Genomic DNA, 17,905 nt, shown 5'->3' on the forward strand with positions numbered 1-17,905 from the left:
CATAATTGTTTGTTTCGTATATATCAACCATTTTAAGATGCTTTGTGGCCGGCGGTCAGTTCGGTTCGGTTCGGAACCAAGCTGCGCCCACACCCCCGTCCACTCCTATTCGGAGAAGGTGCCTAGCCGAACAGGTTGACCGGCTTCACGATGTCGGCGTAGATCAATAGCGCACCCATCGCGATCAGCACCACGGCAGCCACGTAGGTTACGGGCAGCATCTTGGCGATGTCGAACGGTCCGGGATCCTTGCGTTTGAACACCTTGGCAATAGAACGCCGAACACCTTCGTAGAGAGCGCCGAGGACGTGTCCGCCGTCGAGCGGCAACAGCGGGATCAAGTTGAAGACGAACAGCGCCAAGTTAACTCCGGCCATCAGGCTGATCAGTGTGGCGACACGCGAACTCAAAGGAATCTGCTCCATGGCTGCGACCTCGCCAGCCACGCGGCCCACGCCCACCACCGATATGGGCCCATTGGGGTCACGCGGTTCTGCACTGAACGCTGCCTGAGCCACGCCCACCAACTTCTGCGGCAGCTGGAAGACAACCCCGCCAATCTGGACAATATTCTCCCCCACCGTAGGAAGAACGCTCGACGCCGGTTGCCGCACCATGGCTGAGGCCGGCCCAACGCCGAGGAAGCCAACCTGTACGGTGACCGCGGTTCCCGATGCGTCCACTTCTGCCTGACCGTTGGAGCCTATGACGGGACGGGCGGTCAGGACGGGGGTGATGGTGGTGGCAACGGATTCGCCAGCGCGTTCGTACACCAGCGGCACCGCTTTGCCTGCCGAAGCCCTTACTTGTTCTGTGAAGGAATTCCAATCGGTGATCGCTTTGCCGTCGAAGGAGGTGATGACATCCCCTGGCAACAGACCGGCGGCAGCGGCCGGAGTTTTGGTGCAGTTAGTCAAATCTTCGGGCACGGGTTCGCCGTAGGCCACCTGGCAGGCGTTGACCGACGAGACGGTTGTGGTCGGCTGGGCCATGCCGAAGCCCATCAGCAATACACCCATGAGCATCACGCCGATGAGCAAGTTCATGAACGGTCCGCCGAGCATGATGATGATCTTTTTCCACACGGGAAGTTTGTAGAAGACCCGGTTGGCATCCTCCGGCCCCACTTCTTCATGGGCTGCGCTGCGGGCCTCGGTGGCCAGGGTCTGGAACATGCCTGTACTGGAGGGCCGGACACTGCCGTCGGTGGGATTCGGTGGGTACATGCCCACCATGGCCACATAGCCACCAGCCGGAATTGCTTTGACACCGTACTCGGTTTCGCCCTTTTTCCGCGACCAGATGGTTGGCCCAAAGCCGATCATGTACCGAGTGACCCGGACCTTGAACAGCTTGGCAGGCAACAAGTGCCCCACCTCGTGCAGCGCGATGGAAAGGGCAATGCCGACGGCTACAAAAAGCACTCCGCCGATGAAAAGCAATACAGTCACAATTTACTTCCTGCGTTCAAGATTTCTTGGCCAAATAAGTGTCTTAGCCCTTAGTGGCCAGCAGCTCGTTGGCTCGTTCACGTGCCCACACTTCAGCTTCCAACACAGTATGGAGCGTCAGCTGCGAACTGGGTGTGTGTTCACTGAGAACTTGCGCAATAGTATCCACAATGTCCAAGAAGCCTATCCGCCCCGCATGGAAGGCATGGACCGCCTCCTCATTGGCTGCGTTGTACACAGCAGGGCAGGTGCTCCCCCGCCGGGCCGCCTCCTTGGCAAGTTCGACGGCGGGAAACGCCACGTTATCCAGTGGCTCAAAAGTCCACGTTGCCGCTTTGCTCCAGTCACACGGAGCAGAGGCGCCGGGAACCCGATCCGGCCACCCCATACCCAAAGCAATGGGGAGGCGCATGTCCGGCGGCGAGGCCTGCGCAATGGTGGAACCATCGGTGAACTGCACCATGGAATGGACCACAGATTGGGGATGCACCACGGCCTCGATCCGATCCAACGGAACATCGAAGAGCAGGTGGGCTTCGATAATTTCAAGGCCCTTATTGACCAGCGTTGCCGAGTTGGTGGTGACCATCATGCCCATGTCCCAGGTGGGGTGCTTGAGTGCCTGCGCCGGCGTCACATCGGCGAGCTCTTCCCGGCTGCGGCCACGGAACGGTCCACCCGACGCCGTCACGATGAGCTTGTCCACCTCGCCTGCACTCCCGGAACGCAGCGCCTGAGCCAGTGCGGAATGCTCCGAATCAACGGGCACCAGCTGCCCGGGCGATGCTGCGTCCTTGACCAACGCTCCACCCACAATGAGCGATTCCTTGTTGGCCAGCGCCAAAATGGCGGGCGTAGCCAGCGCGGCGAGGGTTGGTGCTAGGCCAATGGATCCGGTGATGCCATTAAGCACGACGTCGGCCCCGTCGCCTGAGCCCGCACCCCAGGCCGCGATAACGGTTGAGGCATCCGGGCCGGTGAAGATCTCAGGGGTGAAGTCACCCAAGCCAGCGGCGGCGGCAGCTGCCTCAATCAGAGAACGCAAGGTCCCGGCGTCGTCCGCTGCAGTTCCTACGGCCAAAACCCGCAGGTGCACGGCCTGCTGGGCCAGCAATTGCAGATTTCCGCCGCCGGCACTGATGGCCGTAACACTGAAGCGCGGGGCGCCGTCGGGGAGTTTGGCACGGTCGACGACGTCAATCGCCTGCGTGCCGATGGAACCAGTTGAGCCGAGGATGATCACTTTGCGATGTTGCATACCTGCCAGTATTCCGCACTTGCGCCGTGATGCGGGCTTTGGTGGTCGCCGATCGCTTCGCAAGCCCCGGTTTCCTAGCTAGTCGCGGCCTACCAGAGGCCGCGTTCGATGGCTGCGTCGCGGATTTTGCGCAGGGAGTTGCGTAATTGCAGCTGCTCGTCGGCTGTGAGGGGGTCAAAAACTATTTCGCGCACCATGGTGACATGGCCTGGCGCCGCGGTCCTGACAACGTCCCAACCTTGGGGTGTCAGCGTGATCTCCTGCCCGCGTCCGTCAGCGCTGACAGCACACCGCTCCAGCAGTTCTTTGGCTTCCATGCGGCGTAGCAGGTGGGAAACGCGGGATTTTTCCCACCCGAGAATCCTGGCGAGGTCGCCCGAGCGGACGCCGCCGGCAGGAGCCTCGGAGACTGCAGCCAGCACGGCATACTCGCCGCCTGACATCCCGGCTTCTTGATGCAGCTGCCTGTCGGTTGCGCGCGGCAAGCCGGAGTTGAATTCACGCAGCTCCAACCAGGTGATTTGCTCCTCGGCGCTAAGCCAACGGGGCTCGGTCATGGCGTTGCTCACATTCACTGAAAAGTTAGTTGACACATCAATCTTCTCGCGCAATAATTGAAACATCAAGTTTTAGTTGACACGTCACCCACTTATGGGTGCGGGTCTCCACCTCACAAGGAGCATCTCACATGACCAAGATCGCCATCGTCACAGGTTCAACCCGCCCGGGCCGCAACAACTCCGGTGTTGCGCAGTGGGTTCTGGCTCAGGCTAAGCTCCGCGGAGACGCCGAGTACGAACTCGTTGACATTGCCGACTTCAACCTGCCGATTCTGGATGAGGCTTACCCGGCCGCCTACCAGAACTACCAGAACGAACACACCATGGTCTGGGCTGCAAAGATGAACGAGTTCGACGGCTACATCTTCATCACTGGCGAGTACAACCACTCGGTACAGCCTGCCCTGGCGAACGCCATCTCCTACCTGAACGCAGAGTTCGCCAACAAGGCTGCCGGCATGGTCGGCTACGGCTCCGCATACGGCGTCCGCGCCATGGAGCACCTGCGCGGCATCCTCTCCGAGCTGCAGGTTGCTCACGTGCAGAAGACCGGCATGTTCTCCCTCTTCACCGACTTCGAGAACTTCTCCGTCTTCAAGCCCACCGAGCAGCAGGCCGCTTCGGTCGAGCCCATGTTCGATCAGCTCATCTCCTGGACCCACGCCATGAAGACCGTCCGCGACGGCGCCTTGGCTGCAGTCTAATCACCGCCCCACCTTCCCATCGCTATCGCAGCAATGGCTGGTTTTTCACCGACGCTCTCGCAGCAATGGCGTGTTTTTCCCGGACGCTCTCGCATCTCCCGCGAGAGCGTCCGGCGTTTAAGCACCACTGCTGCGCTAGCGATGAGGAAAAAGTGACCATTGCTGCGCTAGCGTCTGTAGGGCAATAGTTGGGAGCGTTGGAACTACAGTCCGGCGCGGCTTATAGTTTGCCGTGCGTGGAGGAGGATTGGACCGTCCACCATCTGGCCCTTGAACGCAAACACACCCGTGCCCGCTGCGTCCGCGGCCGCCAACAACTCCCGGGCTGCGGCAACCGCAGCATCGGAGGGCCGGTACGCGTCCCTGACCACGGCAACCTGCGACGGGTGGATGCACGCCTTCGCGCCAAAGCCGCTGGCCACCGCGTCCTCGGATTCCTCGGCCAGCCCGTCGAGGTCGGCAAAGTCGGCATAGATGGAGTCAATCGCAACCTTCCCGGAAGCCCCGGCCGCCAGCAGCAGCTGCGAGCGCGCCTGCATGGCGACTGCCCGGTAGTCTCCGGTGCGCGGCCCGGCGGTGAAGCGGCTTGAGGTTCCACCCAAGGAGGCCACCAGGTCCTCTGCACCCCACATCAGGGCCACAACGTTCGGCAGCTGCGCCAAGGCGGGCGCCGCGAGGATGCCGGCCGCGCTTTCGCACAGCGCCACCACCGTGAAGTCCGCGAGCGCCGCGACGGCGTCGGGATCGGCGGCCTTCGCCACCATGATGGTCCGGAACGGGCTTAGCTCCAACGCGGCGAGGTCCAAGGCGGCGTCCGGGGTGTCCAGGGCGTTGATGCGCACCATGGTGGTTGCCGGATCCAGCCCGCTGGCAACCATGTGCTCCCTCGCCTGCGCCTTGGCCTCCGGGGCCACCGCATCCTCGAGGTCGATGATCACGGCATCGGCGCGGTCGGCCGCTTTGGCAAACCGCTCCGGCCGGTCCGCAGGGGCGAACAGCAAGGCGGGGCCCATGGTGAAGTGCTGGCTCTCAGAAATCGTGTGCTCCTAAAATTTGATGGAATCGGGTGGTGCGGGCCGGCAGCCTAATCCTGCTCGGTGGGCAACAGCCAAAAGAGTGCTGTGCGGCTGGCTTTTCCAACCACGACGCCGGACTGGTTCCGCCCGGTATGTTCCATCACCACAATCCCCTGTCCTGGCCGGGATGCCGAAAGCCGCTTTTCCACCACCACAGTCTCGGTGTACAAGGTGTCGCCGTGAAACAGCGGGTGCGGGAAGGAAATATCGGTCATGCCCAGCTGGGCCACGATGGTGCCCTGCGTCAGCTGGGCCACGGACTGGCCCACCATGGTGGACAGCGTAAACATGGAGTTCATGAGCCTTTGGCCGAAAGGCTGCTCGGCACTCCAGGCGGCATCCAGGTGCAAAGCCTGGGTGTTCATGGTCATGGTGGTGAACTGCACGTTATCTGCCTCCGTCATGGTGCGCCCGGGCCGGTGCTGATACACCGTACCAAGCTGCAACTCCTCGAAGTACAGCCCTCGCTGCAGCACCACTTTGGGGTTGGCGGGGGGCTGGGTCTCGACAGGCCCAGCCACCGGGGCAGCGTGAACCGCTGGGGCCTTCGGGTAGCCTGCGGGTCCCTCACTCATACGTTGTCCACATCATGCATCTCCAAGTTCAACGGGGCTCCCGTGGCAGCCACAATCTGCTCCACTGTGACATCCGGAGCCAGCTCCTTCAAAACCAGACCATCGGCTGTCACCTCAATGACGGCTAGGTCGGTGACGATCAAATCCACACACTTCCTACCTGTCAGCGGCAAGGTGCACTCGGAGACGATCTTGGGAAAGCCGTCCCTATCGGTGTGTTCCATCATGACAATGAGCTTCTTGGCACCGAACACCAGGTCCATGGCACCACCCATACCCTTGACCATCTTTCCCGGGATCATCCAGTTGGCCAGGTCCCCGTTGGCGGCAACCTGCATGGCGCCCAACACGGCGACATCCACGTGGCCGCCGCGCACCATGCCAAAGGACAGCGCCGAATCAAAGAACGCGGCACCCTTGTTCACGGTGACGGTTTCCTTGCCGGCATTGATCAGATCAGGGTCGACGTCGGACTCGGCCGGGTAGGGTCCCGTCCCCAAAATCCCATTCTCGGAATGCAGCACCACCTCCACCCCGGCAGGAATGTAGTTGGGGATCAGCGTGGGCATGCCAATCCCTAAATTCACGTACTGCCCGTTGTGTAGCTCCTGCGCCACCCGAGCGGCCAGTTCATTGCGTGTCAGTGCCACGGTTACGCTCCCTGTGCGGTTGTTGAGACGTTCGACGCCGGTTCCGTCACGGTGCGCTTTTCAATGCGCTTCTCGCTACCGGGCGAACCGGCGGGTACGTGGACCACGCGCTGGACAAAAATGCCGGGAACGTGGATGTGTTCGGGATCCAACTCCCCCGGTTCCACCAGCTCCTCCACCTCGGCAATGGTGATCTTCCCGGCCATGGCGCACAGCGGGTTGAAGTTCATGGCCGTGGCGTGGAAGACCAGGTTCCCGTGACGGTCACCCTTCCACGCGTGCACCAGCGCAAAGTCCGGGGTGAGCGATTCCTCCAGCACAAACTCGTCCGTCCCAAAGGTGCGCACCTCCTTGGGCGGCGAGGCAATCGCAACCCCGCCTGCGCCGTCGTACTTTCGGGGCAGGCCACCCTCAGACACCTGGGTGCCCACACCGGCAGCCGTGTAGAAGGCGGGGATGCCGGCACCACCGGCCCGCAACTTCTCCGCAAGGGTTCCCTGCGGGGTCAGTTCCACCTCGAGCTCGCCGGCGAGGAATTGGCGGGCGAATTCCTTGTTCTCCCCCACATAGGAGGAGATGGTGCGGCGGATACGCCCGTCGCTGAGCAAGATGCCAAGTCCCCAATCGTCCACGCCGCAGTTGTTGGAAATGGTCTCCAAACCGGAGGTTCCGGCGTCGTGCAGTGCTTGGATGAGCGCCACGGGGATGCCGCACAGGCCAAAACCGCCGACGGCAAGCGAGGCACCATTGTGGATGTCGTGGATTGCGGCGGCCGGGGATGCAACTACTTTGTTGATCATGGCGGGTGCCTTTCGGGTGGCTTAGAGGCCCAAGTCGCGGGCGATGAGCATCAGCTGGACTTCCGTGGTTCCTTCGCCGACCTCCAGAATCTTTGAATCGCGGTAGTGGCGAGCCACAGAGAATTCATTGATGAAGCCGTAGCCGCCGAATACTTGTGTGGCGTCACGGGCGTTGTCCATGGCTGCCTCACTTGCGACCATCTTAGCGATGGCGGCTTCGGTCTTGAAGGGCTTACCGGCGAGCATGCGTGCGGCGGCGTCGTAATAGGCCAGTCGGGCCACGTGCGCGCGGGTCTGCATGCGGGCGATCTTGAAGGAGATGCCCTGGTAGTGGCCAATGTTGTGCCCGAAGGCGCTGCGCTCTTTGGCATAACGGACTGCCTCATCCACGCAGCCTTGGGCCGCTCCGGTTGCCAGTGCTGCGATGGCAATTCGGCCTTCATCCAGGATGGACAGGAAGTTGGCGTAGCCGCGGCCACGTTCGCCCAGCAGGTTTTCCTCCGGAACACGGGCTCCGGCAAAGGTGAGCGGGTGGGTGTCGGAGGCGTTCCAGCCCACCTTGTTGTAGGCCTTTTCCACCGTGAAGCCGGGAGTGCCGTTGGGCACGATGATGGTGGAGATTTCTTTCTTCACCGAGCCGTCCGGCCGCTCCGAGGTGCCGGTGACAGCCGTGACGGTGACGAACTTGGTGATGGACGTGCCGGAGTTGGTGATGAACTGCTTGGAACCGTCGATGACCCACTCGCCGTTCTCGACCCGAGCCTTGGTGGCCGTACCGCCGGCGTCAGATCCGGCGTCGGGCTCGGTCAGGCCAAAGCCTGCGAGCGCCGCACCGCTGGTCAGCTCCGGCAGCCACTGCTCTTTCTGCGCCTGGGTGCCGAAGCGGTGCACGGGCATCGCCCCGAGCGAGACTCCGGCTTCGAGGGTGATGGCCACCGACTGGTCCACGCGCCCCAGCTGTTCCAGCGCCAGGGACAGGGCGAAGTAGTCACCACCCATGCCACCGAATTCTTCCGGGAACGGCAGCCCGAACAGGCCCAGCTCGCCCATCTGTGCCACAACCTCGTAGGGGAAGCTGTGTTCCTCGTCGTGCTTGGCGGACACCGGAGCCACCACGGTGTCAGCAAATTCGCGCACCATGTCGCTGAGGGCCTGGTACTCGTCGTTGAGTTCAAAATTTGGCACTGTCATTCCCCTTCAGGAGTATCTTCTTGGATGCTTGCAACAATTTGGTCAGCCTTGACCAGCCCGCCCACCGCGACAGCAATATGCACTATTCCGGCCATGGGAGCCATGATTTGGTGTTCCATCTTCATGGCCTCCACCGCCAGCAGCACAGCACCGGCCTCGACCCGGTCGCCCGTGGCCGCATTGACCACTGTGACGGTGCCGGGCATGGGGCTGCGCAGCTGCGGATCGGCCGCGGCGTCCGTCCGCTCCAGCCCGGCCAGCATACGTGCCGTTGCTTGGTCCCGGTCGAGCCTTTCCAGCGCAACACTCCAGCCGCCGGATCCCAGGAACACGGTGTCTCCGGACATGGCCACGCTGTAGCCCTCGAACGATCCGTGCACCTCCTGTGCTGCCTCACCCAGTCCGGTGACATGGACGACGCCGGGACCTTCGGTGCCGCTGTTGACTTCCGTCCCGCTGACCGTCACCACGCCGGTGCGCCCGGGTGCCGCGAACGTCATTCGCCACGGTGCGGGATCGCCGATGCGCCAGTTGTCGGTGCGGGCCCACAGGGATGCCGCCGACTCCGTGCCAAGTGCATTGGGCTTCGCGGCATCACCTGCCCGGGCCACGAGTGCCGCGGCGGCGTACTCGTCGGCGGACACGGTGCGGAAAGCCATGTCGGGGAGTTTACGTTCGATCATGTTGGTGTCGAGGCGGCCAGCTTGGACATCGGGATCGGCCAACAGCAGGCGCAGGTATTCAACATTGGTGGGGACACCGAGAACCACGTAGTCGCGCAGGGCTGCATCGAGGCGCTCAAGAGACTCGGCCCTGTCGGTACCCCAGGCGATGACCTTAGAGAGCATGGGATCGTAGTGCGCCGAGATCTCCAAGCGTCGGGCCAGCGAAGAGTCCACTCGGACGCCAGGACGCGATGTCACGGACTCATCCAGCACCACCACGGTTCCGGTGGCAGGCAGGAATCCTTCGGATGGCTGTTCAGCGTAGACGCGTGCCTCAACAGCATGGCCCTCAAGCGTGACATCGGCTTGGCCGAAGTCGAGCTTCTCCCCAGCGGCGATGCGCAGCTGCCACGCCACCAGGTCCAGGGCCTCGCCCCGGACGCGGGCCACCATCTCGGTGACGGGGTGTTCCACCTGTAGGCGGGTGTTCATCTCCATGAAGAAGAACTCACCGGGGTTGTCATTGGAGACAAGGAATTCAACGGTCCCGGCACCCGTGTAGTTGACACTGGCTGCCGCATCGCAGGCTGCGGCGCCAAGGCGCGCACGGATGGCAGCACCGTCCGCCAACCCTGAGAGCAGGGGCGAGGGTGCCTCCTCGATGACTTTTTGGTGGCGGCGCTGCAGCGAGCATTCGCGCTCCCCGAGGTGAACCACGTTGCCAAAATTATCGCCGAGGATCTGCACCTCTATATGGCGCGGATTGGCCACCAGACGTTCCAGAAACAAGGTGTCATCGCCAAACGCGGCCGCTGCCACACGTCGGGCCGTGGCCAGCGTGGCCGGCAGCTCCTCCGGAGTGAACACGCTGTGCATGCCTTTGCCGCCTCCCCCGGCGGAGGGTTTGATGAGCAGCGGGTAGCCAATGCCCGGAGCTGCCGCAATCAAGTCAGCATCCGTGAGCCCGGGTTCGGAGATGCCCGGCACCACGGGGACGCCGGCTGCGGCAACATGGTTTTTGGAGCGGATCTTGTCGCCCATGACGTTCAGGGCCTCAATGTTGGGGCCGATGAACGTGATGCCAGCATCGGCCAAGGCCTGAGCGAACTCCAGGTTTTCGGACAGGAAGCCGTAGCCGGGGTGGACGGCTTGGGCGCCAGTGCCACGGCAGGCGGCGAGGACGGCCGCAATACTGAGGTAGCTTTCGGACGCCGCGGCGGGACCGATGCACACGGCTTCGTCCGCTTCACGCACGTGGCGAGCTCCGGCGTCGGCCGTTGAATAAATGGCAACCGAGCGGATGCTTTTTTCACGCAGGGTGCGGATGACGCGGCAGGCAATCTCGCCGCGGTTAGCGACCAGGACAGTATCAAAAGGGGCGGTGTCAACTAGAGGTGTCGCAGGGGAAGTCATGAGCTCACATCACATTCTGAAGAGGCCGAAGGCGGTCTCGGGCAGCGGGGTTCGGGCGCACACGTCAAGGGCCAGGCCTAGAACGGTGCGGGTATCGGCGGGGTCGATCACGCCGTCGTCCCAGAGCCGGGCGGTGGCGTAATAGGGGTTACCTTGGTCCTCATACTGGGCCAGGACCGGCGCCTTGAACTCTGCTTCGGCCTCGGCGGACCAGTCTTCACCGCGTTTTTCCAGCTGCTCACGTTTGACGGTGGCCAGTACCGAGGAAGCCTGATTGCCGCCCATGACGGAGATGCGCGAGGCCGGCCAGGTCCACAGGAACCGTGGGCTGTAGGCGCGCCCGCACATGGAGTAGTTGCCGGCGCCGAAGGATCCGCCCACAATGACCGTCAGTTTGGGCACGCGCGCTGTGGCAACGGCCGTGACCATCTTGGCGCCGTGCTTGGCAATGCCGCCGTGTTCGTAATCCTTGCCCACCATGAAACCGTTGAGGTTTTGTAGGAAGATCAGGGGAATGCCGCGCTGATCGCACAGTTCAATGAAGTGCGCCCCCTTCAGCGCGGATTCGCTGAACAGCACGCCGTTGTTGGCCACGATGCCCACGGGGTGCCCGTGCAGTGTGGCGAAGCCGGTGACCAGTGTGGTGCCGTAATTCTTCTTGAATTCGTGGAACTTGCTGCCATCCACAATCCGGGCGATGATCTCGCGGATATCGTAGGGCGTGTTCAGATCCGTGGGGACGGCGCCGTAGAGCTCTTGCGGGTCGACGGCGGGACTCACCGATTCCTGTATGGCCCACGCCGGTGCCGGGTTGGGCGGCAACGTGGCCACAATGTCGCGGATGATGGACAGGGCATGCTCGTCGTTCTCCGCCAGATGGTCCACGACGCCCGAGATTCCCGCGTGCACCTCACCTCCACCGAGTTCCTCGGCCGTGACGATCTCACCAATCGCTGCCTTCACCAGCGGCGGGCCGCCCAGGAAAATGGTGCCCTGGTTGCGCACAATGACGCTCTCATCGCTCATCGCTGGCATGTACGCGCCGCCCGCCGTGCAGGAACCCATGACGGCGGCAATCTGCGGAATCTTCCGGGCAGACATTTGGGCCTGGTTGAAGAAGATCCGACCAAAGTGTTCCTTGTCCGGGAACACCTCATCTTGTTTGGGCAGGAACGCGCCTCCTGAGTCCACCAAATAAATGCAGGGCAGCCTGTTTTCCAGCGCAATCTCCTGCGCTCGCAGATGCTTCTTCACCGTCAATGGGTAGTAGGTGCCGCCCTTGACCGTGGCGTCATTACAGACCACCATGACGTGGCGGCCTTCAACCACACCAATGCCAGCGATGACACCGGCACCGGGGGACGCGCCGTCGTACATATCATGGGCCGCCAGCGGGGAAATCTCCAGGAACGGGCTGCCTTCATCGAGCAGGTGCCCAATCCGGTCCCGGGGCAGCAGCTTCCCGCGCGCCACATGCCGCTGGCGAGAATGCTCCGGACCGCCGCGAGCCGTCACCCTCAGCCGCTCGCGCAGCTCCGCCACCAAGGCGCGCTGCCCAGCATCGTTACGAGCGAACGCCTCTCCGGCGGGCTCTATCTGGCTCTGCAAAGTCTCCATCGACCCTCATCTGCTCCGTGAGCGTTACACTAAGTTAATAACCACTAACTGAGTTTCAGGTTAGTCTTTCTATTCTGTGATGTCCAGCACAGGGGGAGCCATGAGTTCACAACCAACCACAGCCCGCACGCAAGCCAAGGCCGAACGCCGCTCCGTGCTGCTGCGATCCGCCGCGACCTTGTTCGCCCAGCGCGGCTTCAATGGCGTCTCGATCGAGGACCTGGGCGCCGCAGCCGGCGTCAGCGGACCCGCCGTCTACCGGCACTTCGACGGCAAACAGGCACTGCTGGGCGCCCTGTTAGTGGAGGTCAGCGAGGACCTCCTAACCGGGGGCCGTTCCGTTCTCAATGCCACGCACGACGACGCTGCCTCCTTGCGAGCGCTGGTGGCCTTCCACGTTGACTTCGCACTGAGCAAACCTGACGTTATTCGGGTCCAGGACAGAGACTTTGACAGCTTGGGCGCTACCGACAGATCCGCGGTGAGGTCCTTGCAGCGTGCTTACGTTGAGCTGTGGGTTGAGGTTTTGGGCCGGCTGTTCCCCGAGCGGGCAGTGACGGTGCGCCGCCTGCAAGCCCATGCGGTTTTCGGCCTGATCAACTCCACCCCGTACAGCGTCCGCATTCACGGCGAGCAAGACGCCACGGCCCGGCCGGTACTCGAAGCCATGGCGTGGGCGGGGTTGACCGGGGTCTAGCGCGGGCGGCCCACCGGGCAGGGCGCCTACTTAGACCTCAGCGACCGGGTCCTTTTTCGCGATTCGAGGCACTACGCCCGCCAGCACCGCTGCAACCACCAGCAGCGCCGAGCAAGCTCGGCGCTGCTGGTTTTACATGTGGTTCTCACCTGCGGGTTAGCGGAGAATTAGTGCGCCGCTACTCCCCCGTGGTGACCTTCGGAATGCCCGTGCATGCTTGGCGCCAGAGCGAGCACCCCAACAATTACGGCCACACCGCCGGCAATCCAGGACGTCCAGGCGGCACCGCTGTGTCCCGTGTAGCCAACAAGCCACGGAGAAACAAACAACAGTGCAGCTAGGACAATCTGCACCCATTCGCCCACTGGTTGCCCGGGGCTCATCAGGTTCCAAACGCCAGATGCCATCAGCAGTACGCCGCAACCAATCATCATGACCATGGATCCGGCCTGCTGAGTTGTCCACAGTGTTGACAGAGCAGCAAACAAACCCGCGATCACGGCAACATAATCTTGCCAGCGATTCCACGTCTTCATCGATACCAACCTCCTTATGAGTTGGCTCCCACAATGGGGGTCACTTAAAATATACGTCCGTGACTACCCGCGGAACCATAGCCCTAAGGTTGCAATACTTACCCCAAAAGGCTTAGCCCAAAACCAACGCCATCGCGGGGTCGGCCATCATGGCGCCGACATCCGCTAGGAAGCGTGATCCCTGCGCCCCGTCCACAAGCCGGTGATCGAAGGAAAGGCTCAACGTCATAACCTGCCGCAGGGCAATTCCACCTTCGTGTTCCCATGGCACGCGACGCACCGCACCGAGGGCCAAAATGCCAGCCTCACCCGGGTTCAAGATGGGCGTTCCGGCATCAATCCCAAACACGCCAATGTTGGTAATGGAGAAGGTGCCGCCCGCCAGATCCGTCGGTGGGGTCTTCCCGTCCCTGGCCGTCTTCGCCAAGTCACCCAACGCCACGGCGAGCGCGCGCAGCCCCAGATCCTGCACATCCTTGATGTTGGGCACCAGTAATCCACGGGGCGTGGCGGCGGCAATGCCCAGGTTGAGGTAGTTGTACGTGACAACCTCCCCGCGCTCCTGATCCCACCGCGAGTTCAGCGCCGGCTGCCTGGCAATAGCCAGTGTCACTGCCTTGGCGGCTAGCGTCAGCGGGGTGACCTTGACGCCGTCGAACTCCTTGAACGTGCGCAGCCTAGCGAGGAAATCCATCCCGGCAGTGACGTCGACTGTCAGAAATTCGGTGACGTGCGGAGCCGTGAAGGCACTCTCCACCATGGCCTGCGCCATGAATTTGCGGACCCCCTTGATGGGTGTGCGCACCTCCCGCAGGCTTGGCGCCTGGCCTTGAGCGGACGACGCCGGACCCTCCACCGGGCTCCCGGCACCTTGGGACTTGTCCCCGGCGAAGGTGACCACGTCCTCGCGGGTGATCAGTCCCTTCTCGCCGGTCCCTGTCAAAAGATCCAGCTCAATCCCGAGATCCCGGGCCAGCTTGCGCACCGGCGGTGTGGACCTGGGCCGATCGGCCTGCATCCGGACATCCGGGGCCTCCGCCTCATGGGAAGTCGCTGTGTTAGAAGCAAATGCTCGTGACCGCCGCGCAGGACGTGCAGAGGTTTCCGGATCAGCACCATAGCCAACAAGCGTAGGTACCCGCTTCGGGGCTTCCTCGGTTTCGGGCTCGGTTCCCTTCGCAGGTGAGGAACCACCTGCCGGACCAGCCACCTCGAAGGCGATGATGACTTCACCAACCTCCACCATGGTGCCGGGCTCATGGGTGATGGCCGTGACCACGCCAGCATAAGGCGAGGGCAGTTCCACCACGGCCTTGGCCGTTTCTACTTCACCCAGAACCTGGTTCAGCGTCACGGTGTCCCCTACACCCACCTGCCAGCTGACAATTTCAGATTCCGTGAGGCCCTCGCCCAGGTCGGGGAGTTTGAATTCAGCGATCATGTTAGTCCTCCATGCCGGTCTGTGAGTTGGTGCGCCCCAAGGCGCGGTCTACGCCGTCGAGTATCCGGTCAAGGTCCGGGAGGTGGTGCTTTTCCAACTTGGACGGCGGGTACGGGATATCGAATCCGGTGACGCGAACCGGCGCACTTTCCAGGTAGTTGAAGCAACGCTCGGTGATGGTCGCGGCAACTTCAGCCCCGAGTCCCATGGTCCGCCCGGCCTCGTGAACAATCACGAGCCGCCCGGTGCGTCGCACTGATTCCAGCAGCGTTGGGTAGTCAACGGGCGAGAGGGAACGCAGATCGATGACCTCGATTGAGATTCCTTCATCGGCCGCTGCACTGGCAGCATCCATGGCCGTTTTCACCATGGGCCCGTAGGCAAGCAAGGTGACATCGGTGCCGGCGGAAACAACACGCGCTGAACCCATGGCGGGTGCGGCAGATAGCGGTGCAGCCAGGTCCACTTCGCCCTTGCTGTGATAGCGACGTTTGGGCTCGAAGTACAGGACCGGGTCATCGCTGGCGATGGCTTGGCGCAGCATGGTGTAGGCGTCCTGCGGACTGGAGGGACTGATGACGCGTAGCCCCGAGGTGTGCACAAAATAGGCTTCCGGCGATTCCGAGTGGTGCTCCGGGGAGCCAATGCCGCCACCAAAAGGTACGCGGATGGTCAGCGGCATCCGCACCTGACCATGGGTACGCATGTGCAGCTTGGCCACCTGGGAGACGATCTGATCGAACCCCGGGTAAATGAAACCGTCGAACTGAATCTCGCACACGGGCCTAAAACCCCGGTAGGCCAGGCCCACGGCAGTGCCGATGATGGCCGATTCCGCCAGCGGAGTATCGATGACGCGGTGGGAACCAAAGTCCTTCATCAAACCGTCGGTGACGCGGAAGACTCCACCCAAGGTGCCAATGTCTTCCCCTAAAAGAACCACCTTGGGATCGTCTTCCATCGCCTTGCGAAGTCCGGCGTTGATGGCCTGGGTCAGGCTCAGCTTGCTCATGATGCGCTCCCTTCGAAAGAGCTCAGGTACCGCCGGTACTGTTCGCGTTGGCGATCGAGTACAGGATGAGGATCTACATAAACGTTTTCAAAGGAGCTCATGGGTTCCGGGTCGGCAAGGTTGATGCAGCCATCCCGTAGCTCGGCGGCCACAGCGTCAGCCTCCGCTGCGATCGCGGCCTCAGTTTCGGCGTCGAGCATTCCAGCATTAAGAAGGTAGGTCCGCAGGCGGGAGAGCGGATCCTTGGCGGCCCATTCCTCCAGTTCGGTGACGCCGCGGTAGCGGGTGGGGTCATCGGCGGTGGTGTGCGGGCCCATCCGGTAGGTGACAGCTTCGATGAAGCTGGGGCCTCCGCCAGTGCGGGCGCGGCGGGCGGCCCAGCGAGTGGCGGCTAGCACGGCCAGGACGTCGTTGCCGTCCACTTGCAGGCTGGGAATGCCGTAGCCGGGGGCGCGGCCGGCCAGCGGGAGGTGCGATTGCAGGCCCACGGGTTCGGAGATGGCCCAGTGGTTGTTTTGGCAGAAGAAGACCACAGGTGCTTGGAAGCTGGCTGCGAAAACCATGGATTCATGGACATCGCCCTGGCTCGTGGCGCCGTCACCCAAGTAGGCGATGGACAAGGACTCCTTGCCCTCCATAGCAATTCCCATGGCGTAACCGGTGGCGTGCAATGTCTGGGCGCCAATGATGATTTGCGGGGTGGCCATGTTGAATTCGTGCGGATCCCAGCCGGTATTGGCGCTGCCACGCCAGGTGCTCATGATGCCGGCAAGGTTGGCGCCACGGATGTAAGCGACACCGTTTTCGCGGTAGGTGGGGAAGATGAAATCTTCCGTTTCAAGTGCACGGACGGAGCCAATCTGAGCCGCTTCCTGTCCCAGCATGGGCGGCCACAAGGCCAGCTGCCCTTGGCGCTGGAGTGCTGTGGCTTCAAAATCGATGCGACGGATGACTAGCATGTCGCGGTACAACCCACGCAGCGCTTCATGGTCAATATCGCTGACAAACTCATCCAACAGCTCATCACTGTTGCGCTCCCCCGTAGCCGTAATGAGTTGGTGCATATGCATGCCTGCAGGGACCGGGGTCCCATGGCGCGAATCATTCATGGCGCTCGCCTCCTTGCGTGCTGACCGGATAAATCCCTATGAGTGTGACCCTACTCACGCTCTACATCCGGCGCAATAACCAAGAAAATAATTGAGCATAGTGCCAAGCGCGGGCCGAGGCTATCGTGCTAATCTGCGCACTATGCCTCATCTTAATGAACTTGACGGAACAGACGCCCGGATCTTGCTGGCGCTCATCCACGATTCCCGGCAGACGGTAGTTGCCATGGCCGCGCAATTGGGACTCTCCCGCAACACGGTCCAGGCCCGTATGGCGTCGCTGGAGAAGCGCAAAGCGTTCCTACCGTTTGACCACCGCATCAACGCCAGCACGCTGGGTTATCCGCTGTCGGCGTTCATTTCGGTCCATGTGCAACAGCAAAAACTGGGCGCTCTGGCCACGTCCCTAGCAGCGATTCCGGAAGTAGTGGAAGCCCATGGTCTCAGTGGCCGTGCGGATCTTCTGGTGCGGGTGGTTTCCACCGGAGCCGAGGATCTCTTCCGGATCAACGGCAAGATTTTGGCCTGTGACGGGGTTGAACGGACCGAAACCTCGCTGTCCATGCAGGAGTTGGTCCCTTTCCGCATGACGCCGCTGCTGGAACGGGATTTGAAAAAATAGTCCTAGCCCGCCAATCCACACCAGCCGCCGCTCCGAACTACTGGCACGGGTTCACCATGAGCCTGTATCAGGAACGGACGAATCATCATCGCGATTCGTCTACGAAAAAAGGAGTATTCATCATGCGCACTTCACCGAACAGGCTGCTGGCCACCGTCTTTGGCGCGGTCTATCTTTTGGTCGGAATCCTTGGCTTCTTCGTCACCAGCGGCATCGGATTCTTTGCCACCGAAGGCCGGAATTTGATCTTCTTTGAGGTCAATCCGCTGCACAACGTGATTCACTTGGCCATTGGGGCCGCACTTCTGTTCGCCGGGCTGGCCTCTTCCAAGGCTGCCAAGACCATGAACTCCACCGTGGGTTCGGTGTACCTGCTGGTAGGAATCGCCGGACTCTTCCTGCCAGGCACGGCTTTGAACATCATCGCCCTCAACGGCGCAGACAACGTGCTGCACCTTGGAAGCGCCATCGTCCTGCTGGCCGTGGGCCTCTCACAGGACCGCGCCACCTCCACCGCGACTGCCTAAC

At 62.2% G+C, this 17,905-nt stretch carries 18 protein-coding genes; 4 read left to right on the forward strand and 14 right to left on the reverse strand.

Going from position 1 to position 17,905, the window contains the following annotated elements:
• Positions 1-122: 122 nt before the first annotated feature.
• The 3 genes from AB0P14_RS00590 to AB0P14_RS00600 all read right to left on the reverse strand — a co-directional run bounded on the left by AB0P14_RS00590 (position 123) and on the right by AB0P14_RS00600 (position 3,302).
• The gene (locus AB0P14_RS00590; RefSeq protein WP_363838096.1) at positions 123-1,454 is read right to left on the reverse strand and encodes a site-2 protease family protein; all 1,332 of its coding nucleotides are present in this window, start codon (positions 1,452-1,454) and stop codon (positions 123-125) included.
• A 40-nt stretch (positions 1,455-1,494) separates the two neighbouring features.
• Positions 1,495-2,709 (reverse strand): 1-deoxy-D-xylulose-5-phosphate reductoisomerase, encoded by a 1,215-nt coding sequence (gene dxr / locus AB0P14_RS00595; protein WP_363836533.1) that lies wholly within the window; start codon positions 2,707-2,709, stop codon positions 1,495-1,497.
• Between the two features lie 89 nt (positions 2,710-2,798).
• Entirely contained in the window at positions 2,799-3,302 is a 504-nt protein-coding gene (locus AB0P14_RS00600) for a MarR family winged helix-turn-helix transcriptional regulator (RefSeq protein ID WP_363836535.1), read from the reverse strand.
• 95 nt (positions 3,303-3,397) lie between these two features.
• Between AB0P14_RS00600 and AB0P14_RS00605 the strand changes: the two genes are divergently transcribed.
• The gene (locus AB0P14_RS00605; protein WP_363836537.1) at positions 3,398-3,973 is read left to right on the forward strand and encodes an NAD(P)H-dependent oxidoreductase; all 576 of its coding nucleotides are present in this window, start codon (positions 3,398-3,400) and stop codon (positions 3,971-3,973) included.
• A 203-nt stretch (positions 3,974-4,176) separates the two neighbouring features.
• Here the strand turns inward: AB0P14_RS00605 and AB0P14_RS00610 are convergent, their stop codons facing one another.
• The 7 genes from AB0P14_RS00610 to AB0P14_RS00640 form a co-directional block, all read right to left on the reverse strand.
• Positions 4,177-4,986, reverse strand: coding sequence for a CoA ester lyase (locus AB0P14_RS00610; RefSeq protein WP_363836539.1), 810 nt, complete (start codon positions 4,984-4,986; stop codon positions 4,177-4,179).
• 71 nt (positions 4,987-5,057) lie between these two features.
• A complete protein-coding gene (locus tag AB0P14_RS00615; protein WP_363836541.1) occupies positions 5,058-5,624 on the reverse strand; it encodes a MaoC family dehydratase in 567 nt (188 codons plus the stop codon).
• The gene (locus AB0P14_RS00620) at positions 5,621-6,274 is read right to left on the reverse strand and encodes a CoA transferase subunit B (RefSeq protein ID WP_363836542.1); all 654 of its coding nucleotides are present in this window, start codon (positions 6,272-6,274) and stop codon (positions 5,621-5,623) included. Before AB0P14_RS00620 ends, AB0P14_RS00615 begins: the two co-directional genes overlap by 4 nt.
• Positions 6,275-6,276: 2 nt before the next feature.
• Positions 6,277-7,074 carry a CoA transferase subunit A gene (locus AB0P14_RS00625; protein ID WP_363836544.1) on the reverse strand — a complete coding sequence of 266 codons (798 nt, stop codon included), beginning with the start codon at positions 7,072-7,074 and terminating at the stop codon, positions 6,277-6,279.
• 21 nt (positions 7,075-7,095) lie between these two features.
• Entirely contained in the window at positions 7,096-8,259 is a 1,164-nt protein-coding gene (locus tag AB0P14_RS00630; protein ID WP_363836546.1) for an acyl-CoA dehydrogenase family protein, read from the reverse strand.
• A gap of 2 nt (positions 8,260-8,261) precedes the next feature.
• Positions 8,262-10,343, reverse strand: a complete 2,082-nt coding sequence (locus tag AB0P14_RS00635; RefSeq protein ID WP_363836548.1) for a biotin carboxylase N-terminal domain-containing protein — start codon at positions 10,341-10,343, stop codon at positions 8,262-8,264.
• Between the two features lie 9 nt (positions 10,344-10,352).
• On the reverse strand, positions 10,353-11,960 hold the full coding sequence (locus AB0P14_RS00640; protein ID WP_363836550.1) for a carboxyl transferase domain-containing protein: 1,608 nt from the start codon (positions 11,958-11,960) through the stop codon (positions 10,353-10,355).
• Positions 11,961-12,060: 100 nt separating this feature from the next.
• On the opposite strand from AB0P14_RS00640, the gene AB0P14_RS00645 reads away from it, so the two are divergent.
• Positions 12,061-12,657 carry a TetR/AcrR family transcriptional regulator gene (locus AB0P14_RS00645; protein ID WP_363836552.1) on the forward strand — a complete coding sequence of 199 codons (597 nt, stop codon included), beginning with the start codon at positions 12,061-12,063 and terminating at the stop codon, positions 12,655-12,657.
• Between the two features lie 167 nt (positions 12,658-12,824).
• On the opposite strand, the gene AB0P14_RS00650 is transcribed toward AB0P14_RS00645, so the two are convergent.
• The 4 genes from AB0P14_RS00650 to pdhA form a co-directional block, all read right to left on the reverse strand.
• Positions 12,825-13,193 carry an SPW repeat protein gene (locus AB0P14_RS00650; protein ID WP_363836553.1) on the reverse strand — a complete coding sequence of 123 codons (369 nt, stop codon included), beginning with the start codon at positions 13,191-13,193 and terminating at the stop codon, positions 12,825-12,827.
• A 112-nt stretch (positions 13,194-13,305) separates the two neighbouring features.
• Positions 13,306-14,634: a dihydrolipoamide acetyltransferase family protein gene (locus AB0P14_RS00655; protein WP_363836555.1), complete on the reverse strand. Its 1,329-nt coding sequence runs from the start codon at positions 14,632-14,634 to the stop codon at positions 13,306-13,308.
• A 1-nt stretch (position 14,635) separates the two neighbouring features.
• Positions 14,636-15,646, reverse strand: coding sequence for an alpha-ketoacid dehydrogenase subunit beta (locus AB0P14_RS00660; protein WP_363836557.1), 1,011 nt, complete (start codon positions 15,644-15,646; stop codon positions 14,636-14,638).
• On the reverse strand, positions 15,643-16,755 hold the full coding sequence (pdhA, locus tag AB0P14_RS00665; protein ID WP_363836558.1) for a pyruvate dehydrogenase (acetyl-transferring) E1 component subunit alpha: 1,113 nt from the start codon (positions 16,753-16,755) through the stop codon (positions 15,643-15,645). Before pdhA ends, AB0P14_RS00660 begins: the two co-directional genes overlap by 4 nt.
• Before the next feature lie 142 nt (positions 16,756-16,897).
• On the opposite strand from pdhA, the gene AB0P14_RS00670 reads away from it, so the two are divergent.
• Together AB0P14_RS00670 and AB0P14_RS00675 are read left to right on the forward strand one after the other, a co-directional pair.
• Positions 16,898-17,377, forward strand: coding sequence for an Lrp/AsnC family transcriptional regulator (locus AB0P14_RS00670; protein WP_363836560.1), 480 nt, complete (start codon positions 16,898-16,900; stop codon positions 17,375-17,377).
• Between the two features lie 122 nt (positions 17,378-17,499).
• Positions 17,500-17,904, forward strand: coding sequence for a DUF4383 domain-containing protein (locus AB0P14_RS00675; protein WP_363836562.1), 405 nt, complete (start codon positions 17,500-17,502; stop codon positions 17,902-17,904).
• The last annotated feature ends 1 nt before the right edge of the window (position 17,905 follow it).

Origin of the sequence: Specibacter sp. NPDC078709 (genome assembly GCF_040686795.1) — a bacterium.
Taxonomy (GTDB): Bacteria; Actinomycetota; Actinomycetes; order Actinomycetales; family Micrococcaceae; genus Specibacter.